General features: G+C 50.9%; 18 protein-coding genes. 16 read left to right on the top strand and 2 right to left on the bottom strand.

The annotated features are described in order from the left end of the window. Positions 1 to 108: 108 nt before the first annotated feature. Together M4D81_RS08760 and M4D81_RS08765 are read left to right on the top strand one after the other, a co-directional pair. Positions 109 to 801, top strand: coding sequence for a response regulator transcription factor (locus M4D81_RS08760; RefSeq protein WP_260065662.1), 693 nt, complete (start codon positions 109 to 111; stop codon positions 799 to 801). Beyond that, positions 798 to 1880 (top strand): sensor histidine kinase, encoded by a 1083-nt coding sequence (locus M4D81_RS08765; protein ID WP_260065663.1) that lies wholly within the window; start codon positions 798 to 800, stop codon positions 1878 to 1880. Before M4D81_RS08760 ends, M4D81_RS08765 begins: the two co-directional genes overlap by 4 nt. 25 nt (positions 1881 to 1905) lie before the next feature. Here the strand turns inward: M4D81_RS08765 and M4D81_RS08770 are convergent, their stop codons facing one another. Beyond that, complete coding sequence (locus M4D81_RS08770; protein ID WP_260065664.1) at positions 1906 to 3099, bottom strand: glycoside hydrolase family 88 protein; 1194 nt, start codon at positions 3097 to 3099, stop codon at positions 1906 to 1908. A gap of 262 nt (positions 3100 to 3361) precedes the next feature. Between M4D81_RS08770 and M4D81_RS08775 the strand changes: the two genes are divergently transcribed. The 9 genes from M4D81_RS08775 to M4D81_RS08815 all read left to right on the top strand — a co-directional run bounded on the left by M4D81_RS08775 (position 3362) and on the right by M4D81_RS08815 (position 15490). Beyond that, positions 3362 to 3544, top strand: a complete 183-nt coding sequence (locus M4D81_RS08775) for a tautomerase family protein (protein WP_216532209.1) — start codon at positions 3362 to 3364, stop codon at positions 3542 to 3544. A gap of 6 nt (positions 3545 to 3550) precedes the next feature. Next, positions 3551 to 4513 carry an ABC transporter permease gene (locus tag M4D81_RS08780; RefSeq protein ID WP_260065667.1) on the top strand — a complete coding sequence of 321 codons (963 nt, stop codon included), beginning with the start codon at positions 3551 to 3553 and terminating at the stop codon, positions 4511 to 4513. Positions 4514 to 4531: 18 nt separating this feature from the next. Continuing rightward, the gene (locus M4D81_RS08785) at positions 4532 to 5404 is read left to right on the top strand and encodes a carbohydrate ABC transporter permease (RefSeq protein WP_098746103.1); all 873 of its coding nucleotides are present in this window, start codon (positions 4532 to 4534) and stop codon (positions 5402 to 5404) included. A gap of 125 nt (positions 5405 to 5529) precedes the next feature. After that, positions 5530 to 7116, top strand: coding sequence for an extracellular solute-binding protein (locus M4D81_RS08790; RefSeq protein ID WP_260065670.1), 1587 nt, complete (start codon positions 5530 to 5532; stop codon positions 7114 to 7116). Between the two features lie 110 nt (positions 7117 to 7226). After that, entirely contained in the window at positions 7227 to 8276 is a 1050-nt protein-coding gene (locus tag M4D81_RS08795; protein ID WP_260065671.1) for a response regulator, read from the top strand. After that, positions 8273 to 10144 (top strand): cache domain-containing sensor histidine kinase, encoded by a 1872-nt coding sequence (locus M4D81_RS08800; protein ID WP_260065672.1) that lies wholly within the window; start codon positions 8273 to 8275, stop codon positions 10142 to 10144. The genes M4D81_RS08795 and M4D81_RS08800 overlap by 4 nt, the downstream gene beginning before the upstream one ends. A gap of 15 nt (positions 10145 to 10159) precedes the next feature. Continuing rightward, positions 10160 to 10927, top strand: a complete 768-nt coding sequence (locus M4D81_RS08805) for an SDR family NAD(P)-dependent oxidoreductase (RefSeq protein WP_260065674.1) — start codon at positions 10160 to 10162, stop codon at positions 10925 to 10927. An 8-nt stretch (positions 10928 to 10935) separates the two neighbouring features. Next, positions 10936 to 13137 (top strand): heparinase II/III domain-containing protein, encoded by a 2202-nt coding sequence (locus tag M4D81_RS08810; RefSeq protein ID WP_260065676.1) that lies wholly within the window; start codon positions 10936 to 10938, stop codon positions 13135 to 13137. Continuing rightward, positions 13121 to 15490 carry a DUF4962 domain-containing protein gene (locus M4D81_RS08815; RefSeq protein ID WP_260065677.1) on the top strand — a complete coding sequence of 790 codons (2370 nt, stop codon included), beginning with the start codon at positions 13121 to 13123 and terminating at the stop codon, positions 15488 to 15490. Before M4D81_RS08810 ends, M4D81_RS08815 begins: the two co-directional genes overlap by 17 nt. 169 nt (positions 15491 to 15659) lie before the next feature. On the opposite strand, the gene M4D81_RS08820 is transcribed toward M4D81_RS08815, so the two are convergent. Then, positions 15660 to 16547, bottom strand: coding sequence for a helix-turn-helix transcriptional regulator (locus tag M4D81_RS08820; protein WP_216532217.1), 888 nt, complete (start codon positions 16545 to 16547; stop codon positions 15660 to 15662). Between the two features lie 191 nt (positions 16548 to 16738). Between M4D81_RS08820 and M4D81_RS08825 the strand changes: the two genes are divergently transcribed. The 5 genes from M4D81_RS08825 to M4D81_RS08845 all read left to right on the top strand — a co-directional run bounded on the left by M4D81_RS08825 (position 16739) and on the right by M4D81_RS08845 (position 24419). Continuing rightward, complete coding sequence (locus tag M4D81_RS08825; RefSeq protein WP_260065678.1) at positions 16739 to 17788, top strand: Gfo/Idh/MocA family protein; 1050 nt, start codon at positions 16739 to 16741, stop codon at positions 17786 to 17788. A gap of 404 nt (positions 17789 to 18192) precedes the next feature. Continuing rightward, positions 18193 to 20445: a helix-turn-helix domain-containing protein gene (locus tag M4D81_RS08830; protein WP_260065680.1), complete on the top strand. Its 2253-nt coding sequence runs from the start codon at positions 18193 to 18195 to the stop codon at positions 20443 to 20445. A gap of 447 nt (positions 20446 to 20892) precedes the next feature. Further along, positions 20893 to 22521, top strand: coding sequence for an extracellular solute-binding protein (locus M4D81_RS08835; protein WP_260065681.1), 1629 nt, complete (start codon positions 20893 to 20895; stop codon positions 22519 to 22521). Between the two features lie 93 nt (positions 22522 to 22614). Further along, positions 22615 to 23517, top strand: a complete 903-nt coding sequence (locus M4D81_RS08840) for an ABC transporter permease (protein ID WP_071218553.1) — start codon at positions 22615 to 22617, stop codon at positions 23515 to 23517. A 26-nt stretch (positions 23518 to 23543) separates the two neighbouring features. Further along, on the top strand, positions 23544 to 24419 hold the full coding sequence (locus M4D81_RS08845) for a carbohydrate ABC transporter permease (RefSeq protein ID WP_260065682.1): 876 nt from the start codon (positions 23544 to 23546) through the stop codon (positions 24417 to 24419).

The raw sequence follows: 24419 nt of genomic DNA on the forward strand, positions 1-24419 counted from the left end.
TGGGCTTCTTGGTTCATCCTCATCGAATCTTCACAAGTTTCAGTTACAATAGGGTCTTATGTTAAAGTTGACTTGTACGGATGAAGGATACTATAAGGAGAAACCGGAATGAAGACCATATTAATCGTGGATGATGAACCGAATATTCGAGAAGTTCTCGTATCCTATCTGAACAAAGAACATTATCTGACGCTGGAAGCGGCCAACGGCGCCGAAGCGTTTGATTTCCTGCGAAAGCAATCCGTCGATCTTGTCTTATTGGACCTCATGCTCCCGGATATGGATGGCGAGCGGATATGCCAGGAGATTCGAACGTTTAGCCCGGTACCCATTATCATGCTAACGGCTAAGGTGGCCCAGAACAGCCGGATTGGCGGGTTTGCCATCGGAGCCGATGATTATATCGTGAAGCCGTTCGACCCTCGGGAAGTTGTAGCAAGAGTCAAGGCCGTTCTGAGACGAGGAGATGACAGCAAGCTCCTGGCGGACGTAATTGTGTATCACCAAGGCGCGCTGGCCATTCATTCGATGAAACACGAAGTTACCTGCCATGGACAGGTTGTAAACTTGACGCCAAGCGAATACAAATTGCTGCTTCTGTTGGCCAAGTATCCCCAGCGCAACTTCTCGCGCGAAGAACTGGTTGATCGCGTGTTAGGTTATGACTTTATCGGCGACATCCGAATTATTGATCAGCATATCAAAAATCTGAGGCAAAAGATTGAATCCGACCCTAGGCAGCCCCAATATATCATTACCGTTTACGGATTCGGATACCGCTTTGGAGGTGATAGGGCTTGAAGCATCGGCTGGACCTGAGGCTTGCCGCTATCATCATCAGTATCACGGCAGGCATATTGATCATGTTTACCGTGATCAATATTGCGACCAACCATTATCATATCGCCATGTTCCAGCAGCAATCATCCGTGCATGATGGAATGGCTGAGCTGAATTATCATTTGGAGCAGGCGCAGATGCAATCCATCATATTGACATGTCTCCTATCGATTGCCATTGCTTTCGTGATCGGCATATACGTTGCGAAGAGAATATCGGCTCCTCTCGTCCAGATGAAACGAGCGGCTGAGATGATGACAAGGGGGAAGTGGGACATCCGTGTGACAACCAAAGGGTACGATGAAATCGCGGGACTCGGTTCTTCGCTGAACGAGCTGGCTGTACAGTTACAGAAGCAGGAGCTGCTGCGCAGGAATATGACCCAAGATATCGCACATGAATTGCGAACGCCGTTAACCACATTAAAGAGTCACACCCGTGCACTTGAGGATGGGATCTGGGAGCCGACCGCAGATCGGTTTCAAACGTGTCTTGAAGAGATTGATCGATTGATTCAGCTTGTCACGGAGCTCGAGGATCTGCATGACATGGAATCGCCCGAGTTTCAGCTATCCCGATCCAAGCAGGATCTTGCTCACATCATGGAGAGGGCGATCACCTTGGCGGCAGCAATGTATCATGAAAAAAGGGTGGACCTGCAATATGTCAGCGGTTCGCTGATCCTAGCCGAGGTGGATGCCGATCGAATGCTTCAGGTTCTGATCAACATGTTAAGCAATGCCTTGCACTACACGCCAGCTGGAGGAACGGTACAAGCCGAGCTCGTGGACGAAGGGGCACATGCCCTGATTCGAATACAGGATTCAGGTCAAGGGATCTCTTCCACCGATCTGCCGTATATTTTCGAAAGGCTGTATCGAGGCGATAAATCAAGGAATCGGTCAAGTGGCGGGAGCGGTATGGGGCTTGCTATCGTCAAGCAGCTGGTATCTGCACATGGCGGTCAGGTATGGGCTGATAGTGGAGGGGAGCATGCGAGCGGCAGCTGCTTCTATATCCGGATACCTAAAGAAGAGTAGATGGATTGACACGCAAAAAACCGGATCAGAAGATCCGGTTTTTCCATCCCATTAACTTGGCAGCGGTCTCAACATAATAGTAATCTCCATAGATCAGCGAAACGTTTATATTTTGTCCGGCAGGCAGATGTCCCGTGGCTTCCTTCAGTATGCCTTCATAAGCGGGGTCATCCCATTCGGCGTAATGGGCCGTTAAGGAGTTGATGATACGCAAGGCACTTTCACGGTACAGAGTTCTTTCGGTTATAGGCACCAGGTCCGCGAGTTCAAGTAGACCGGAAGCGGCGCAGGATGCTGCTGACGTATCCCGGGGCTCGGTAGTCTTCGGGGATGCTTCCGTCTCTTCATGAGCGGATGGTTCCATCTCCTTGCGCTCCGCACGGAAATCCCAGCGGGGAATGGAATCCTCCTCAAGAGAAGCTATGAAGAAATGGGCCACCCGCTTGGCGGCTTCAAGGTACTGAATATCGCGGGTATAGCGATAGGTGTTAGCCATGCCATGCAATGCCCAGGCCGCTCCCCGGCTCCAAGCAGATTCCGGACCATAGCCTTGTCCTCCCAACGCTTCGATAAATTCTCCCGTTAACGGATCAAATCGGCAGATGTGCCGAACGGAGCCGTCCGGTCTTATGAAAAACTCGGCAACCGTATTCGCTTGGGCTCTGGCGATATGAGCGAATCTCGGGTCACCACTCTCCTCGGAAGCCCAGAATAGGAGGGAGAGGTTCATGGTGGAGTCGATAATGGACCAGCCTTCATTCCCATGGTTCCATGAAGTGGGTTTCACCTGATTCCAAGCACGTATGAATTTCCCGACCGGGTTATACCTCCCTGCCAGCAGGGTAGCGGCCAACAATCCTCTCCGCCTGGCATCCGCATCGCCGGTCAGCTTATATTTGATGACGGCAGTCGGCAGAAATTGAAAGCCGACATCGTGATGGAAATTACTGTCCCCGATAAGCGCTTGTTCAAGCTGAACATCCCATTCCCAAGCCCACTCCTTATACTGCGGCTGCTTGGTCATCTCATACATGATCCAGAGCATTCCCGGCCAAAAACCGGAGGTCCACCAGTCGATCCGGGTGGAATCATAGATTCCGTTCTTTGTTGCATGAGGAACTTTGCCTTGAAGCTGTCCGGTCATTCGCGACAGTTTCTTTTCCAATTTCCCCCATAATAGCGAATAGGGCGATATCGTTTCCTGTTGTTGTCCGTTCATCGCTAACCTCCCAAAACTGATGTCATCGTGTGGCTCATTGTCGTAACTGCTTTTGATCCATTGTTCCATAGAATGCTGGAAAATTCTACATATACAGCTTAAGAACTATTGAAATAACAAGTCAAACTTAAAAAAACACAAGTCCTTCGAAGCACCTAAAAAAAACACAAGGGAACCGATCATCTTCCATTGCTGCCCGGCCCGCGAAACTTATAGGATAAGGATATTCATCACATCATCATTCCTAAGGAGGCGAAAGCCGTTGCCGCAAATTACGATTACAATGTATGAAGGACGCACGGATCAGCAGAAAGACGAAATCGTTGATGTTTTTACCAGGGAGTTATCCCGGATCATTGATCGTGAGCCTGAATTTATCAGCATTCAGTTTGACGAAATTCCGATTGATGACAACGCACCGGCCAATTTGAGAAACAAGAGGTGATGACAGATGGCCGAGTCAAGCAAAGCAGCGGTAAACCCGAATCTGGAGGGAAAGCTCGATAAACGGAGAAGATTACTTGGCTTCATGTGGAAATACAGGGCGCTGTACTTCATATCGCTGCCGGGACTGCTGTTCTTCGGATTATTCAAATATGTTCCGTTAATGGGCTCCGTGATCGCATTTCAGAACTATAATCTGTTTGCGGGCGTGACGGGAAGTCCCTGGGTGGGCCTGGAGCACTTTCAACGCATGTTCCAGCACTATGATTTTTTGAAAATTCTGCGTAATACGCTTCTGCTGGGTACATATGACATTCTGTTTGCTTTTACGGCCCCGATTGTTCTGGCTTTATTGATCAATGAGGTTCGTCAGGTCGTCTACAAGAAAATAGTCCAGACGATATTCTATGCGCCGCATTTTCTGTCATGGGTCATTGTAAGCGGTATCTTTGTGGGTATCCTGTCTCCATCGTCTGGGATCGTGAACGTAATGCTCGGTTGGTTCGGCATCGATCCGATTTATTTCCTTGGCGAAGATTCCTACATTCGAACGGTGTTGGTGGGCTCAGGACTATGGAGAGATGTCGGATGGGGGACCATCATTTATCTGGCGGCGCTCGCAGGCATTAATCCGGACCTCTACGAAGCCTCCGAAATCGATGGAGCGGGGAGATGGCGCCAGACCCTCAGCATTACCCTGCCGGCGCTGCTTCCCGTGATAACGATCCTGTTCCTGCTCAAAATCGGGGACTTCATGGATTATGGGTTTGAACGCGTATTCGTGTTTCAGAATCCGCTCAACATTCAGTCAAGCGAAATCTTGGACACGTACATATACAAAGCCGGCTTGCAGCAGCTTCAGTACAGTTATGCAACCGCCATCGGGGTGTTCAAATCGGTTGTCGGCTTGTTCCTGATTTCCATTGCAAACACCATCAGCAAGAAAGCGACCGGCGAGTCGCTGTATTAGAGGGGAGTGACAACCAACGTGAAATATGACAGTGCAGGCAGAAAACTGTTTCTTGTCGTGAACTATATCATCCTTACCTTTCTTGCACTCACCATGCTGCTCCCTTTTCTTAATGTCATTGCCCAGTCGTTCAGCAGCCCGGGCGCTATCGATCGCGGAGAAGTGATGTTCTGGCCGGTGGAGTTTACCTTTGCCTACTACCAGCATGTGTTCAACGATATCTCCATCTGGAGGGCATTCGGGATCAGCGTCTACATTACGCTATTCGGAACCTTCATCAATCTGGCAGCAACCGCTTCGCTGGCGTATCCGCTCTCGAGGCCCGAATACGTGGGCAGAAAAACGATCATGATTATCATCCTGATGACCATGATTTTCACGGCACCGCTGATCCCACAATTCATTCTGATGCGCGAGCTGAATCTCGTCAACACGCTATGGTCTTTGATGCTGCCATCGGCGATCAGCGCATTCAATCTGTTTGTGCTTCGAACCTTCTTCACCCAAATTCCGAGCGAATTGATCGATTCGTCCCGAATTGACGGGTGCAGCGAGGTCCGTACGCTATGGAGCATCGTGCTTCCGTTATCCAAACCGGCGCTGGCGACAGTAGGGATATTCTACTCCGTAACCAATTGGAACAAATACATGGACGCCCTCTACTATATCAATGATCGCGCCAAGTATCCGCTGCAGGTAAAATTAAGGGAGCTTCTGGTGAACGAGGGCCTGACCGATACGGGGAACCTTGCATTCGAGGCAAGTTCCCAGTCCGTACAAGGAATACAAATGGCGGTTATTCTGGTAGCCACAGTGCCCATCATTCTCTTGTATCCGTTTCTGCAGCGCTTCTTCATTCATGGGATGATGATTGGATCGATCAAAGAGTAATCCTAAAAAAACGACAAACCGAGCCAAAGACATTCCTTGTTCCCGCCCAGACGGCTCTCTATACTGATATTAAGTTTGAAAGCGCTATTATGAGCGACTATATTAGCTTGAAAAGAGGGGTATTCATGAGAAAAAGTTGGACACGTATGCTTACGTCAGGTCTCGTACTGGCCATGCTCGTTGGCTGTTCGGGCAATAGTGGCGGAGGCGGGGGAGCCAATGCCGGCGGAGGTGACAGCAACGGGCAAGGCGGAAGTGAAGCAGGGCCAACGAAATTCTCCATTTCGATGCGGACGCTTAACGTATCCTACGTCGAGAAGAATCCGGATATCAACAAGGATAAGTACGTGCTGGAGCTAGAGAAAATGACGAACACGGATCTGGATATCCGCCTGATTCCGCATAACGAATATCAGGATAAAATGGTGCAAATGTTTGCGACAAACGACATTCCGGATGTGGTGCAGGGCACTGGCGGAATCAGCGGTCCCGAGCTGGCGGGTGCCGTGGAGAACGGAGTCTTTCTCCCGCTGAACGACCTCCTGCAGGAGCATGGGCAGGACCTGCTCAAGTTTATACCCGAGGAAGCCTGGAAGCGGATGACGGATTCCAAGACGGGTAATATCTACGGGATTCCCGAGATCTTGTCCAATCCGTCCAGACGCGCCACATGGATTCGGACCGACCTGCTGGAGAAAGTAGGCAAGGAGATCCCGACAACGGTGGAAGAGACGATGGATGTGCTGCGCGCTTTCAAAGAAGCCGGGGTGGAGCAGCCTTATGCCGGACGCCAGAATTTCAAATACGCGGATACCTTCTTCGGTGCCTATGACGTGCTGGGTTACCTGAACCAATTCAAGATGTTCCCGGACGGCAAAGTAAAGCCAACCTTCTTCGATGAAGAAAATATGAAGCAAGCTATTCAGATCTATAAGACGATGCACGAGGAAGGATTGATCAGCAAGGAATTCGCGACGATTGAAAGCGCGGACTTCAAATCCATCGTCACGAGCGGCAAAGCCGGCATGTGGTCCATGAACGCGAATGAGCTTCCGATTTGGGGCACCCAGCTGAAGGAGAATGTCCCGGACGCGACAGTAGCGTTGATTCCTTCGCCGGTAGGGCCTGACGGCAAAGGGGGATATGCTCATTACAATCCGGTCACGCGCTCCTTCTTCATCAATGCGAAGGCGAAGGATAAAGCCGAGGATATCGTGAAGTTCTTCAATTGGATGGTCGGCGAAGATGCGGAATTGTTCTTCAGCTTCGGCATTGAAGGCGAGGATTACCAGGTAACCGAAGGCAAGCCGGTATTCGAGGTTCCGACGGACGCGGCAGGTGCGGATAAGATGCGTTATCTGAACTACTGGCTGTGGCTGGTGCAGGATACAACCTATAACAAACGCGTATCCGAGTTGTCCGATTCCGGTAAAGAGCTGATAGATGCTTTTGATAACATGCTTTCGAACGAGGGTCGCCGCGGCATTGAATTCGATCCGCGACTGGAGGCGATGGTGAAATATCCGGAGCTGAATCCGAAGTCGGATGAACTGCCGCCGCTGATTCTGGAGCATGTGCTCCGCATGGTATACGGCAGAGAGCCTATCGATAACTACAGCAAGGTGCTCGAGGAGTATCTGTCCAAAGGGGGCAGCGAGATTATTGAGGAGGCTACGAAACGATATAACGAGAAAGAAAACGCTTTCGAATAAGTGGAGCATGTTTTAGTATAGTGTTGAAGAATGACTCCTCTGCTTGCCTAAGCAGAGGAGTATCTTGCTAAAGCTAAACTACTCTCGCTGTCTTGAAAGGGGAATGGGTAATGTACCGCATTCTGGTCGTTGATGATGAACCTATGATAAGGATGGGCTTGGCGAAACTGATCACGCAGACGGACCCAGCCATGATTCAAGCGGCAACGGCCGGCAACGGCATGGAAGCATTGGAAGCCATTCAGACGGCACGACCGGACTTCATTTTTACGGATATCAAAATGCCCAAGATGGACGGCCTGGAGCTCAGCAAGCTGCTCTATGAAACATACGGCGATATCACGGTCGTTGTCATCTCCGGTTACGGTGATTTCGAATACGCCCAGAAATGCATGTCGTATGGAGTTAAGGAGTATCTGCTCAAGCCTGTGACCAAATCGGTGGTACATAACACCATGAATAAATTGATGGCGGATCGAAAGTCCATGCAAGAGAAGCAGCGGATTTATTTTCCACTCTCCAAGCTGGAGGACTGGCTGGAGCAGCTGGAACAGGCCGTATGGCTTTTACAAATGAACGATATCCAGCACAAGCTGCAAGAAATCGAGGATTACTGCAACGAACGCAGGCTTGAATCGATTCAGCTTCAGGAACTGCTGGATGAACTGTATGCGAAACTGATCAAGCAGTTAAACGGCCGGGATGTGTATTCGTTTGAACGTATGACAGGCATCACGGGGTCTGCGCCCGGAGGGAACCATCACTATTTCGAGAGATTTCGCATGGCCGTGAATCAGACGGTGAAGCTCATACGCGACAAGCGGAAAGGAAATGCCAAAGAGCCTGTAGAAGAAGCGAAGGCTTATATCGAGCGCAACTTGTCCCGTGATCTCTCACTTGATGAGGTTGCCGATATGCTTGGGCTCAACCCGTCCTATTTCAGCCAGCTGTTTAAACAGATGACGGACGAGATCTTTGTTCACTACCTGATCAAGAAAAGAATGGAGAAAGCGAAAAAGCTCCTCGCCCTTCCGCATTATAAAATTACGGATATTTCGTTCGAAGTAGGGTACGCGGATCATCCCCATTTTACGAAGACCTTCAAGAAGGTCACCGGTTACACCCCTTCCGAATACCGGGAGCTGCTGGGGATCGAATGATGCGCAAGAGCCTGTCTCGTCAAATCTTCTTGTACTTCTTTATCGTTATATTGTTCTCGCTTTCTACGGTTGGCGTATTCTTCTATATCAAATCATCCGAAGCGATCGATGAACAGGTTGAGAAGTATATGACCACTGTTATCACAAACGCGGCAAGGCAAACGGATAACCAGCTGCAGATATTCGAGCGGATCAGCAATACGATTTTGCTGCAGGATTCGGTCAAACGCTTTATGGATATGGACCCAAGCGACAGCTATGAACATTACCGATTTACCAATCTTATCCGCAAGGATGTCTTTCAGAAGATCTTAATACAATATCCGACGCAGACTCACATGATGTATATACTCGGGTTTCATGGCAGAGCGATTTTTGATCAGAATCAGAGCTTCTCTGCTATGTCGATTGATCCGTCAGGCCGCCTTCGCGAACTCAGGGAGAAGACGCCGGAGAACGGGGAGATCGTCATATTGAAGACCAGCTTGCTGGAGAAGGATCGGGACAACGTCATCACGGTAGCGCGCAAAATCCGGGGAATGAATTCGTACGACGTGAAAGGCGTGCTGGCGGTTGAGTTCAATGAAGACCAGCTGTCGAGTTTATGGAACGGCGTTGATCTCGGGGAGCAGGGCTTCTTCTTCATCCTGGATCGCGAAGGCGAAGTTGTCTATGCCCCTGAGCACGTGGATATGGACGCGATTACTTCCACCGACCTGCCGGATCGGATTATCGCCAAAGGCGATCATCGATTCATAGAACCGGTGCTTGGCGACAAAACGATGATCATTTCGCGCCAGTCCGAGTATTCGGGCTGGAGCCTCGTCATTATGATGCCGCTGGATGAACTCCGGGCACCGATTTCGGGTATTCGGTCCACTACGATTATCGTAGGCTTCGTTACACTGATCATTGCGCTCATTCTGGCTTACAGATTCGGGAAATCAATTGTCAATCCGATCCGCAATCTGAAGAACGGGATGAGGCAGACGGAGAAGGGGAACTGGACGCATATCACCGACGTGAAACCGCGGGAGGACGAGATCGGGGGATTGATCCATAGCTACAATCTCATGGTCAGCCGTTTGTCCGATATGATCGAGCAGGTTTATGACACGGAGCTCCACAATCAGAAAACGCAGCTGGAGCTGCAGGACATCCAGCTGGAGCGCCAGCGGGCAGAGTTCCAGGCGCTCCAATTACAGATCAATCCGCATTTTCTGTACAACACCCTGGAAACGATCAATTGTTATGCGATCGTTCAGGAATCCGACGAGATATCGGACATGGTGGAGGCGATGGCTTTCATGCTTCGATACTCCATCCAGACGAACCTGGAGGAGATCACCATTGCCAACGAGCTCAATCATGTACGGCATTACATGATGATTTTGAAGCATCGCATCGGGCGCGATTTCGAAATCGAGGTGGCGACGCCGCCCGAGCTCCTGTTGGAGAAGATGGTCAGGCTCTCCTTGCAGCCGATTGTCGAGAATATTTTTCAGCATGCTTTTCCGGAAGGAATCGAAGTTTGGCATTACATTCGGATTGACACGAGAATAGAACAGGACAATTTGCTGGTTATTGTAGAGGACAACGGCGCAGGCATAGCGGACCATAAGCTTCTTAAACTGCGCAAGAGGCTCGAGGAAAACCGCCTGGTCGACGATGACGACGGAATGCATGTCCGGCGCAAGGGCGGAATCGGCATCGTCAATGTCCATCGGCGAATTCAGATGGTTTATGGCGAAGTGTACGGAATAACAGTTTATAGTTCGCCGGATCAAGGCACAAAAATCATCATGACAATGCCGCGAATGGAAAGAGTGCGTGAACAAGAAAGCAGACTGAAACAGCTGCAAACCTAATCAGGAGGGATTAATATGCATATTAACTTATCGGGTAACATCGCTTTAGTCACAGGTTCGAGTGGAGGGATCGGTCGTGCGGTAGCATTGAGGCTGGCAAGAAGCGGAGCCAAGGTCGCGCTGAATTATCTGAACAGCAAGGAAGCCGCCGAAGAAGCCGTGGCGGAGATTCGAAGTTTTGGCTGCGAGGCGTATGCTTTTCGTGCAGACGTTACGCATGTGGAGCAGGCAGAGGCGCTTGTAGCTGATGTGGAGAAGGCATTTGGCGGACCGGTTACGATTCTGGTTAATAATGCGGGGCATTTGGTCGAGCGTCTGGCGAATGCGGAAATGACCGAGGAGCTCTACAACAAGGTCATGGATGTGAATATGAAAAGCACGGTATTCATGAGCAAGGCCGTCATTCCGGGCATGAAAGCCGCAGGTCAAGGTCGCATTGTCAATATGACCTCCGTTGCGGCACATAACGGCGGCGGACCCGGCGCAAGCATTTATGCTGCCAGCAAAGCGGCCGTCCTGAGCTATACCAAGGGACTAGCGAAGGAGCTCGCTTCAAGCGGAGTTAACGTGAATGCCGTATCGCCGGGATTTATCGGACAGACGGCGTTTCACGCCACCTTTACCCCGGATGACGCGCGAAAAGCAACGATCAAGGGCATTCCGCTGGGACGGGAGGGCACCCCGGACGATGTCGCCGGCTCCGTTCTGTTCCTCGTCTCGGAGCTGTCCTCTTATCTAACGGGGGAGACGATCGAAATTAACGGCGGCATGTTCATGCGATGAGGGATTGGATGAAGGTCAAATCGAAGTTGATATTCTATCCGTGGAGCGAACGTACAGTCGATATCCTGAAGGCCGAGCTTGACCAGGTCATCGAACGGAAGCTGGATGTTCCTGTCGAGCCCGGCGGCTGGTGGCACCAATACGTGTGTCCCGAACATCATACGGAACTGATGTTTGATCCGCTGGAAGCCGATCGCAGCTCCTATCGTTGTCCCTATGGCTGCGAAGTGGAGGGGGAACCGTACAGGGGAGCTTGGCTGGTATTCAAGCATCAGGCTATGGCCCGATACGTGCTGCAATCTGCCGCCGTCTATGCCGGTACGGGAGAGCTGGCCTACGCCGATCTTGGAAAAAAGCTGATCGTCCGCTACGCGGAGCAATTTCCTCTTTATCCTGTCCACCCGGATGCCCAGCCCTGGATGCTGAAAGGGCGCGCATTCCATCAGGCTTTGACCGAAGCCGTCTGGGCAACGACATTGCTTCGCGGCTATCTGCTTCTGGAGGATGCGCAAGTGTCGTTTCACGAGGCTGAACGCCGGAAGATTGATCATTTCCTGCATATGCTTGAGAGCAGCATGACGGAATATCATCATATGTTGACCCAGGATCGCGGAAATCCCGAGAACAACTATACCGCCTGGCTGATTGCCGCGCTGTTTAGTATCTATGCGGTGCAAGGCGAAGCGGAGAAGCTGCGGCAGCTGGTCGTGAAGGAAGGCGGCCTGCGGCATCATCTCAGCATTGCCATCAGGCCGGATCAGCTTGAATTTGAAGGAAGCGTGTATTACCACGTATTCGTACTCCGTGCTTACCTGATTGCAGCGGAAATGGGGAGCCGGGTTGGTGAAGAGCTTTTTTTCTTAAGGGGACAGCAAGGCCAATCCATGCAGGGAATGCTGGCGGTACTGGTTCAATTATCAGACCAAAATGGCTCCCTGCCTGCACTTCACGACGGTCCTTATCGCAGGGCTCCGTATGCGCGAGAAATCGCCGAGATTGTGGAAATCGGTTTATCCGTCTATGGGGATAAGAGCTATCGACGATTGTTAGACAATGTGTATCGTGAATTGAATGGAGAAGCCGGCCGGATCGGCATGCTGGAAGCTCTGTTGTACGGTACGGGCCATTGGGATGGGAGATACGGAATGGCTGCTTCTGAGGTGAAGGATTCTCATAGGAAGACATCGGAAGGAGTATGGGAAGTCGGGGACGTCATCGAAGTCCGAGTGACACGAGAAGTGCAAGGAGCAGGCGATGCAGAACATGCGAACCAAGCAGGTAATGAGAACGATTTGCCCGATTTGTCTGCTTCTCCCGTCTTTCTTCCTCACAGCGGATTTGCCCTGTTGAAGTCGAATCATTCGAATGGGCTTCAGGCGTTGGTCGATTTTGGTCCTCATGGTGGATCACATGGTCACTTCGATAAACTAAATCTGATGATTCATGTCGGGAACCAGCCACTATCGCCAGACCGTGGTACCGTACCGTACGGTTCGATCCTGAAGAAGGAATGGTATCCCCATACAGCCTGCCACAACACCGTCTCGGTTGGACGACGCTCCCAGAATCCGACCGAAGGGAAATGCATTCGGTATGAATCCGGTTCGGATTTTACTTATCTCTGGGTACGGTCCGATCAGGCTTATGAACAGGGCGTCCTGGACCGGCACCTGATATTGACGGATGACTGGCTTCTGGATTGGTTCGAAGTGGAATTGGAAGAGCCGGCAGCTGTGGATTGGTGGTTTCATTATATTGGCCAAGGAGAGCTTAGCGGGCTTCCAAATGCTGATCAGGGCCATGTTGTAACGGATCTAGGAAACGAAGATGGATACGCATATGTAAAAGAAAGCTGCACGCACGTCTTGTCCCAGGATGGATTACAATTCAATCTCCACATTGCCAATGCAGCAGGGCCGCTGGCGGTAACTTCATTTATCGCCTTTGAGGGGATGGGATGCACACAGGTGGAGTCACCTGGAATTGCGGACGATCCCAGCCGAAGGATGGAGGGAATCCGGCTTCGTCGGACAGATTCGCAAGCCCGCTTCATTGCCGTCTACCGTATCGGTACGGAGCCGCTGACATTGGAATGGAACCGGTCGGAGAATGGGGACTGGCTCAGCTTGTCCGATGGCAGGACCGCGAGATGCTTCACGATGACCAACAACGGGTTGAAGGAGAGGGTACTCGATGAAAACCTTGTTTGAACCGAAAAGCGGATTGTTGTCCGTGCCATATCAACCGGATGCAGAGAGTAAGCTGCTTGAGAATCCTCCCCGTTTCACCTGGATGCCGGGACAGCTGGAGAACGACCGTTATATATTGCAGATTTCGACCTCACCCTCGTATGAAACGGAAGCGACAATAACAATCGCGCCGATTCCCTATAACTTATACACTCCGGATCACTCTCTGGAGGCAGGTACTTATTATTGGCGCTATGCCTTGCTGACCGGGGAACAAGGGGAGGAAGCGACGGACGTTGTCCTTAACCGTTCTTCATGGAGCCAATCCCGAATGTTTCATGTTCCGGAGGGCCTCCCTGAGACTCCCCTGCCTGACCGTGGGGAGCGCTATGAACGCACGCATACCGGGCATCCGCGGTTATGGCTGGATGAGAAGGGAGTTGAGGCGTTCCGTGAACATTTAAGACAGGATGATGATTACTGCGGCTGGCGCGCTTTTTACGATAAATCGGTCATTCCGTGGCTGGATAAGCCGTTAATTCCGGAACCGGAACGTTATCCCGGCAATAAGCGTGTCGCGAAGCTGTGGAGAAAAATGTACATGGATTGCCAAGAAACGCTGTATGTCATCCGGCACTTAAGCGTGGCAGGCGTCATTTTGCAGGATGATGCTTTGATAGCCAAAGCGAAGTCGTGGCTGCTTCACGCGGCCCGTTGGGATACGGAAGGTACAACGTCCAGGGATTATAACGATGAAGCTGCGTTTCGGATGGTTGGTGCACTCGCATGGGGATACGACTGGCTCCACGATTACCTCACCGCAGAGGAGATGGATCTCGTCAGGGGAGCTCTTCTGCGGCGTACGGAGCAGGTGGCCTTCCATGTGATGGAGCGCTCGAAAATCCATCATGTCCCCTATGACAGCCATGCTGTTCGTTCGTTGTCCTCCGTGCTTGTCCCAGCCTGCATTGCCATGCTGCATGAAGAGGCCGAGGCACAGACATGGCTGGATTACACGCTGGAATACTACGCCTGCCTCTATTCGCCTTGGGGCGGTGAAGATGGAGGCTGGGCCGAGGGGCCGCTCTATTGGACAACCGGCATGGCGTTTGTGATTGATGCGCTTAATCTCATTCGCAGCTACGTATCCATTGATTTCTATAAACGGCCGTTCTTTGGGCGCACGGGCGATTTTCCGCTCTACTGCAGCAGCCCGGATACGATTCGGGCCAGCTTCGGAGACCAGTCCTATCTCGGCGAACCCGTCAGTCTGAAGACGGCTTTCAATATTCGCCAGTATGCAGGCATTACAGGCAAGGGATTATATCAGTGGTATTATGAACAAGTAGTCAAAACGGATACGGACGCCGACACCAAGTTTTACAATTACGGCTGGTGGGATTTCCGCTTTGACGACATGCTGTACCGGCATGATTATCCTCAAGTGGAGGCTGTTTCACCTTCTGTTACCGTTCCGTTTTCTTTCAATAACGCTTCGGAAGCGAAGGAGGGGACCATCCAATCCGTCAAATGGTTCCGGGATATTGACTGGGTGGCAATGCATCACCGGATGGATGATCCGGATGAACATATCATGCTGCTGGCAAAGAGCAGCCGTTACGGCTCCATGAGCCACAGTCACGGTGACCAGAACGGATTCCTGCTGCACGCGTATGGCGAACCACTCGCTATCGAGAGTGGATATTACATCGCTTTTGGAAGCACGATGCATATGAATTGGCGGAGGCAGACGCGTTCCACGAACAATATTCTCATCGATGGCCATGGGCAGTATGCGGGAAAAGATAAGGTGCTCTGCATCGAGGCCAGCGGGAAGGTCGAGCAAGTTGACGCGTCACCAGGGTACGGGTATACCCGTATGAACGCTACGCAGGCCTACCTGGAGAATGTCCCTTATCTTGAGCGGTATGTGCGCGAGATCTATTTTTTTGACGAATCATATTTTGTCATTGTGGATACGGTGGATCTCGCCAAGCCAGCCAGCATCGAGTGGCTGTTTCATACCCTGAACCGGATGAAGCTGTCGGGACAGACGTTTCGAGTGCTGGGCAGCAAAGCGGAAATGGAAGGGCGATTCGTGTACAGTTCATCCGGCGACTTGTCGCTGAATCAGCATAATCAGTTCACCGATGTCGATCCCGAAGAAATCGATGGGCTGGATAACCAGTGGCATCTGCATGCTGAAACGAAATCTGCGGCAAGCCATCGCATCGCGACCCTCCTGGTTCCCATGAAGGCGGATGAGAATAAATATGTCTCGTATTTCCTGGATGATCAGGACCATGGAGTTCATATCTATTTCACGAATGAAGATGGGAACACGAGAAAGGTCGAGGTGCCTAAGGCATATTAATCTTAGAGGTGCTGATTCGATTAAGAATATAGACTCAACTTCAGCGAAAGCAGCTGGATGTTGAGTCTTTTTTTATACATATTCACAATGCTGATGGATACAGCTACCGTTCTCGTAGAGATCATGGGCCGGGATATAGTTCGGAAAGGATTGATTCTGAAATCAGGGTTTATAACAGTCTAGCCTGGGAGGGTGTCATGCCCTTGTACTGTTTGTACAGCTTGGTAAAATAATTCGGGTTGCTGCAGCCGACGATGCCGGCAATCTCGGTGATGGTTAAAGTCCCTTCACGAAGCAGCTTCTCCGCTTCATTCATTCGGGTCAGATTGACGTAATCCACGAATGTGCGCCCTGTTAAACGCTTGAACATTTTGCAAAAATGAAACGGATTCAAACCGACCTCCGCCGCGGCGGCCTCAACCGACAATTTCTCGCCGATGTTGCTCTCGATGTGTTGAATGAGTGTTTTATAACGGTCCCGATTCGCAAAATACGGCTCGGCCGTCTTCTCCGTGAACGGTGCGGGCATGAATGTGCGCGCCAACAGAACGAACAGGGTGTACAGCTTGGACTTGGTTATAAGCTCATAGGCTGGACGACGCGTTACAAGCTCTTCAATGACTTCATCCAGCAGCGGATAGCAGTCTGCGCCAGCTGGGTGGCTCTCGGCAGGCTTGACGGGGAAACGGAGCCGGCCTTCCATATAGGGAGCGACATAACGCGCATGAATCGGATCATGAAGGAAATCGTTAAAGAGGGATGCATTCACCACGACACAATCAAATCGTACGTCGCCATCTTCAAGAGCATATCCCACGTGAAGGCTGCCGCCGGGGATGATAATGACTTCCCCGGCCTTTACGTCATACGGAGTTGTATCAATATGGAATACCGCGTGTCCTTGGCGCATGCTAATGATCTCAAAGTGCTCATGCCAGTGGAGATACAGGATACAGTCTTTCATTTTGGCATGGGAGCAGAAGTTATGAAATACCTGCACGGGATAAGCTTTGTAGTCAAGTCTCGTATTCTCATGAAGCTCTCTTGGATTGGACAAGCGAATTCACCTCGAACCGCAAGATTAGAGTGGTAATGCACAAGGTTGTATAGAGAAAATGTTGAGTTCCGCCATTATAATGAAGTTGCTTCACTTACAATAAGCCAATATCGGAATGATGACAACGGGTTAGGAAAAAGATTTGTAAGCGGTTTACAATAATATGACGTATTCAGGGGGAGTTAGCAAGCATGACCACGACATTTAAAGTTGTGATAGCAGGATGCGGCAGTATGGCGAATACATGGGCGGAATATGCAAAAGGGCGTGAGGACGTTGAAATCGTGGGCCTCGTGGATATCCAGGAAAAGTTTGCACAGGCATTTGCCGATCGGCATGGGCTTTCTTGTCCCATCTATACAAATATTACGGAGGCTCTTACTTCAAGCGAAGCGAATATCGTATTTGATGTGACCATTCCCGCCAGCCACTATGGGATTAGCACGGTAGCGCTTAAGCACGGGTGCCATGTATTCAGCGAAAAACCGTTAGCGGAATCGATGACGGAATGCTTGGATATCGTGAAGCTGGCCGAGTCTGTGGGCAGAACGCATGCTGTCATGCAAAACCGCCGATTTGATCCGCGAATTAGGGCGTTCAAGGATTTGATTGATAGCGGCGCGATTGGAAAACCCGGTTTCATTGGGGCGGATTTTTTTCTGGGCGCCCATTTCGGCGGGTTTCGGGACCTGATGGACAGTCCATTGCTGCTCGACATGGCCATTCACACCTTCGACCAGGCCCGAATGATCAGCGGAGCCAATCCGGTATCCGTGTACTGTCAGGAGTTTAACCCGCCGGGGTCCTGGTATGCCGGTAACGCGATGGCGATATGCATCTATGAAATGTCGGACGGCTCCGTGTTCAATTACCGCGGTTCCTGGTGTGCCGAAGGCGCACAGACCTCCTGGGAGGCCGCATGGCGCGTAACGGGAGAGAAAGGAACGGCAATCTGGGACGGTCATGATGAGATTTATGCGGAGTTCGTGGCGGAAGGGGATCAATCAGGAAATTTCATTCGGAAGTATGAACGGACGGAAGGGACGCTGCCCGTCATGGAGAAGACCGGACATCACGGCTGCCTGGAACATATGTTTCATGCCCTCGAAGCCGGCGTCAAGCCGGAGACGGATTGCAGCGACAACGTCTACAGCATGGCGATGGTGCTGGCTGCCTTGGAGAGTGCCAAGACGGGACAGAAAGTCATGATATCGGAGTTCATGAAGGGAACAGTTGAGTAGTTTCAGCGGCATTTTCATACAACTCTAGCCTTGGCTGGAGGATAGCTTGCACAGGAATGTGTTGTCTGGGGAACAAAAACATATAGGGTACAAGGGCCGCGGGGATTCGCGGCTTTTTGGTTTTGCGTACCATGATAAGAAGATGATAGGACAGCACCTGCTTCTTCGCTGGGAATGACGCATGATGAGGAAGTTACCGATTGGAGAGGGGGGACAGTATTCGTAGTCTTACCTTAATCACATCGTCTAAGTTCGTTTCTCGAAACAGAATGATCATGGCGTCATGTAAAAAGTGCCTTTTCAGGAGTCCTTCCTTTGAAGACATCCCTCTTCCAGTGGGGGACAAAGCCGTGCTACAATAAAGGACAAGCAGAAGTAAAACGCTTAACTTGGAAGAGAAAGGAATGACCTCTTTGCAGCAAAACTGGTATCGCAAGCTGCTTCTTTCCTATTTTCCCATTTTCCTTATCACTATTACCATTATCGTATTTCTTTCTTTCATTATGTTTAATGAGGCTTCACGCGAAGAAGCGGCCAAGGCGAACGGGATATCCACGAGATTTATTATGGAAGACCTCGACCGCTCCATCCATGCCATTGAGATGAACGTGCTGAACGAAGTGGAGACGAGTTCCCTATACTCAAGCTATCTGTTCAGTACCCCGTCATCCGACCAAAATCTGATGTACTCGCTGGTGAAACGACTTCGCGTGCTGCAAACGGACAACGACATGATTGAATCGGTCTATTTGTACCGTCATTCGGATCAGTCCGTGCTGACCACCAGCGGGCAGAGCTCCCTCTCGTCTTTTCCGGACCGTTCATTTATCGAGCACGCCGTGAAGGAGCACGATTATCGGGGCTGGTCGGCCGTACGCTCCATGACGGGTCTCGGGGAGAACGAACCGAAGCAGGTCATCTCCATGTACAAAAATTTGCCGCTCCCCTTCGGAAGCCAGGGGCTGCTGGTGATAAACGTCAGCATGTATCGGTTGGAGCAGATGATCAATCCGATGACAAATGACAGCGTTTCCTTTTTGAATATTCTGGATTCCAGCGGGGAGCTGATCTTCGAAGCATCCCAGACAGGAGAGGATAACCGGGCCAAAGAAGGCAAGGTGCTGACAATGCTGCAATCGGAACAGCTGGGTTGGACTTTTGAAAGCGGCCTCCGTGCGGGCCAGCTCTATGCCTGGGTGTCGGTCGTATCCTATATCTGGGTCGTCATCGGGTTCGTGACCGTGGTGCTTGCCGTTATTTACATCGTTTATATTAGCAGGCGGAATTATCAGCCGATCAAAGCCATGATGAACCGCATAGAATCCATTCAGCTGAACATGCCGCAGGCGGCCAAGGATGAATTATCCGTGATCGACAGCGCGCTTGAAAGCCTGATCAACAGGTCCATGGATTATGACAAAAAGCAGGACGAGAATCTCCAGCTTCAGCGCAGTCAGCTGTTTATGGACCTGATCGGCGGGCAGAAGCACGAGGAGGAGCTGCAATCGCGGATGAGCGAGCTGACCCCAATGGCCCTGCCGGAACAACCGGTTGGCTATGTTATGATGCTCGGTGAAATCAATGACTACAGCGGCTTTCAGGATGTTCATACCGCTCGGGACCAGAACGTGTTGAAGTTTGCCTTGATGAACGTGTTCCAGGAGCTTTCACGCAATGCCGGCTTCAACAGCTGGCTCGAATGGATCTCCGGCAGCCGCGTCGGTATTCTGATCGCGCTACCGGAGGTAAAAGACGAGACTCGTCCGGCCCTGATCCATGCTGCCGAGGAATGCCGCGGCTGGGTTGAGGAAAAGCTTCGCCTGCCTTTGAGCTTCGGGCTGGGCAGTACGGTCACCGGGCTTCACGAGATCGGGGCCTCGTACCGCTCCGCCTCGGAGGCGCTCGGCCATAGACTGGTAATGGGGGATCATGGTGTCTTGGTTGGCGATGAGCTGTCCAAGGAGGATTTAAGCCACCTGCTTCCTTATCTGACGGAAATTTCGGAGCTGGTCAAGGACTTTCGATTAAATAACGATGGCTGGAGAACCCGTCTGCAGGATATGTTCGTTTCGTTCAAGGAGGAGCGGCTGAAGGATGATATCATCCGTTCTTTGGTCAACAGCATGCTACAGCTGCTGTCCCGGGAGGTTGGGGTGTTATCCGGCGAGCTGCGGAACCAGCTTTCGGAGAGCAAGGACCATATGCTGGCGGGAGCAGCGACCCTGGAGGAGCTGCAGGGCAGGATCAGCGATCAGTTAACGGAAACTTACCGTACTTACGTTGCGCTCAGTGAAACCAAAAGCTACCGGGCGATGATCAGCGAGATGAAGCACTATATCGAAGAGCATTTTGAAGATCCGGATTTGTCCCTGAAGCATCTTAGCGACCGTTTTCAGATTTCAGGGAAATACGCAAGCTATCTGTTTAAGATGGAATACGATATGAAGTTCGTTGATTTCCTGGTTCAACTGCGGATGAAGCGGGCGGAGGAGCTGCTGGCGGAGACCGAATTCTCCATACAGGAAATTGCCGAGAAAATCGGGTATGCAAACGCCATTACGTTCGGGCGGGTGTTTAAACGGACGGCCGGTGTGACGCCGGGAGATTACCGCAAGCTGAAGATGAAGCCGTCTCCTGGTATGGAGCCGGGATCATAAACGAGCGGCTTGGATTGCGAAAGCAGTTTATGACTATAGTTTATCAAGAAGCGGGTGCAGAAGTTTCCGATTGGGAGCAGCACCCGTTTCGTATTTTTGCATATGCACGGCAAATTTCAAGCCTGGGGCTTCATTTAGCGGGACGTTCAACATAAGGAACAAACCGTGGATGCAGCAAGGTTTAAGGCGATCTTGTGAAAACGGTTTATGATGCGAAAATAGTCATTGCTAAACCGAGAAACCGTGTAACCATGCGCATTCTGGGGTTTGGAATTTGGTTTATTGTCATACCCGGGCCTCTGAGGCATACTGAGGACACCCGACGGGTTAAGCGCTTACATGAATGGATCCCAAAGCAGCGCAGGGATGTATCCGCAGGATATATTCAATTAAAAGAACGGCGTGAACGGTAGGGCAATTATCAAAATAAGAAAAGGGGATGTAACTATGGCGGCAAGCAAAAAAAAATGGGGCAAGCTCGCAAAGCTCTCGCTCGTCATGCTGTTGGCCGGAACGGTCGTATTATCCGGGTGTTCATCAGACTCGGGCAGCAGCACCAATACCTCAGGCGGAAGCGGAGATTCCGGCTCTAAGGATGGTAAGCAGGTCACGCTGAAGGTCGAAATTTTTGATCGCGGCAATACACCGAAGCCATACACCATAACCGACAGCTACCTAACGAGATACATCCAGGACAACTTTGGAACTCCTAATAACATTAAGTTGGAATTTGTACCGGTACCCCGTTCGGAGGAAATCAAGAAGCTCAACGTTCTGATGGCCAGCGGCGGCAACGTGCCGGATATCGTTTTTACGTACGATACCCCCACCTTCAATCGCTACGCGGAGCAGGGCGGACTGACGGAACTGACCGATCTGATCAACGAGCACGGTCCGAACCTGAAAGAATTCCTCGATGAGGACGCGATGAGTTACGGCCAGTACATGGGCAAACAGTTTGCCGTTCCTGGAAAGCGGGCTTTCCTGGGTAAGTATTCTTCCTTTATCCGTACCGATTGGTTAGAGAAGCTCGGCATGGATGTGCCACAAACCACGGATGAGCTGTACGAGGTCTTGAAAGCTTTTAAAGAACAGGATCCGGGCCAAACCGGCGGAAAGGTCATTCCTTTCGGCATGACAATCGAACCGGCTCAATACGATCCGTTAATCTGGTCCTTTATCCAGCCGACCACGGAAGAACAGAAGTACACGCAGCTCCAAAAGCTCGGAGCCAATGACTACCCGACCCTGCTTCCGGGCTTCAAGGATGCGCTTCAATTCTTCAACAAGCTGTACAATGAGGGGCTGATCAGCCGTGACTTCAGTTTGGATGAAGACAAGAAGCAGTTGACCCAGGATGTAACGAATGGCCTCACTGGCTTCCTGACAGAGGATTATCCGAACTTGTACTATGCGGACGGCACCTATGATACGCTGCTGAAAAACCAGCCGGATGCCAAACTGGAACCGATCGATCCATTCACCAACTCCGAAGGCAAGCGCGCAAAGCCTGAATATGCGCCAAACGGCATGTATATCATGATTCCGAAAACAAGCAGCCATGCTGTGGAAGCGATTAAATACCTGAATTGGATGGCCGATCCTGCCAATCTGCTGGCTCTGCAAAATGGCGTGGAAGGCGAAAACTATGAAATGGTGGACGGCATTCCTGTTATGAAGACCGACGCTCCTCAAGATGTGATTGATCGCCTTTACAACTCCGGCGACATTGCCATTATCGCTAACGGTAACTTTGTTGGTGACGAGGCACAGAACCGGGAGAAGCTGACGACCAACTTCCCGGAGAAGTTCCAGGAGCTGCACCGCAAGGCCGTCGAAATAGCGGCAACGGATACGTTTAAGCCGGTCAACTTTGACCGACCGATCGAAGCCGAAGCGAAATACGGCACGAACCTCCAAGCCAAATACGAAGAGATGATCGTAAAGACGGCGATGGCCAAACCGGAAGACTTCGAGAAAACGTTCGAAGCTACCATGAAGGATTACATGGTGAGCGGCGGACAGGCGATTCTTGATGAGCGGACCAAGGTTTATCAGGAGATGCAATCCAAATAAAGATAATCCGCAGCGGGACAAGGGAAAGGACGGCTATATAAAAGAGGCCGTCCCTTCGCTCCCGGCGTCATGAGCAAGGAGAGGATGATTCAGATGAGAGGAACCGTTTACCTGCGCCGGTACTGGCAATTATATGCACTGCTTGTTCTGCCTTTGGTTTACTTTATCATTTTCAAATACGGCCCGATGTGGGGCGTTCAGATTGCTTTTAAGGATTTTAATTTCTTCCAGGGCATCACCGGAAGCGAATGGATTGGACTGGATGCCTTCCGAGAAGTCTTCCAGACACAGGACTTTTATAAAACACTGCGCAACACACTGATGCTCAATCTGCTGGACCTCTTGGTTTCATTTCCGGCCCCGTTGATTCTGGCCATTATGCTGCATGAACTCCGAATCCGATGGTTCAAACGTTTATCCCAAACAATATTGTATATTCCCCATTTTATTTCATGGGTTATTATAGGCGGCATTGTATACCAGGTGTTTGGCACGCAATCCGGCATGATCAACAATATGCTGATGGCGCTCGGCTTTGATTCGGTGCCTTTTCTAACCGAAAAAAATACATGGCTCATCACCTACCTGGCGACGGGTGTATGGCAGAGCGCAGGCTGGGGAACCATCCTCTATCTGGCTGCCTTAACCGGGATCAACAAGGAGCTGTTTGAAGCGGCGGAAGTGGACGGGGCAGGCAGGTTCAAACGAATCTGGTATATCACGCTGCCGGGCTTGAAGACGACGATTGTAACGCTCCTCATCATCAATCTCGGGAATATGATCTCGATCGGTTTTGACCGTCCGTTTGTCATCGGTAATAAAGCGGTCATGGATTACTCCGACGTGCTGAGTACCTATGTGTACCGGACCGGTTTGGAATCCGGACAGTATACGCTGGCAACGGTGGTCGGCCTGTTCCAGGCTGTCGTTGGCTTGATCTTTATCCTTGGCGCCAACTATGCATCCAAAAAACTGACGGACGAGTCCATCATTTAACGTTATTGCAGAAAGGAGTATCACTCATGAGCGAGCGTGTGTCGAACCGCGTTTTTGATACAGTAAACATCATCCTGCTTGCACTTTTTGTTCTTATTTGCCTGGCACCCTTTTTCCATATTATCGCCATCTCCTTCAGCTCAAATCGTGCGGTAACGTCAGGTGACGTGACTTTGTTTCCGGTAGAGTTCAGCCTTCAGGCTTATAAATCCGTATTCTCGGATTCCAGCATGATCCGGTCTCTCGGCTTTACGGTCATGCTCACATTGCTGACGACAGTGCTGTGCATGATCATGACGATGATTGCCGCTTATCCGCTGACAAAAAAGAAGCTCAAAGGCCGCAAAATCTTCATGTTTATCATCATTGTGACCATGTTCTTCAGCGGGGGCATTATACCGGAATACATTCTCGTGAAAGATCTGAATTTGCTGGATACGATATGGGCCCTGGTTCTTCCGGGACTGATCAGCCCGTTCTATCTGATTATCCTGATCTCCTTCTTTAACGGAATTCCGGAAAGTCTTGAGGAAGCGGCCGAGATTGACGGCACAAGCCAGATCGGAACGATGCTTCGGATTATACTGCCGCTGTCATTGCCGGTCATAGCAACGCTAAGCCTGTTCTATGCGGTCGGGCGCTGGAACGGATTTCAGGACACGCTGCTGTACATTACAAGCGAAGAGCTGTATCCGCTTCAACTGAAGTTGTATCAATTGGTACAGAATAATATGATAACGGATCTGACCCGTAACGAGGGACCTGCAGCGGGTGTCAGAACAACCACGGAAAGCTTGAAAGCAGCCAGCGTCGTATTTGCCACGGTACCGATTCTAATCGTGTACCCATGGCTGCAGCGTTACTTCGTCAGCGGCGTGATGCTGGGAGCCGTGAAGGGTTAA

The organism is Paenibacillus sp. p3-SID867 (genome assembly GCF_025142895.1).
Taxonomy (GTDB): domain Bacteria; phylum Bacillota; class Bacilli; order Paenibacillales; family Paenibacillaceae; genus Paenibacillus_AQ.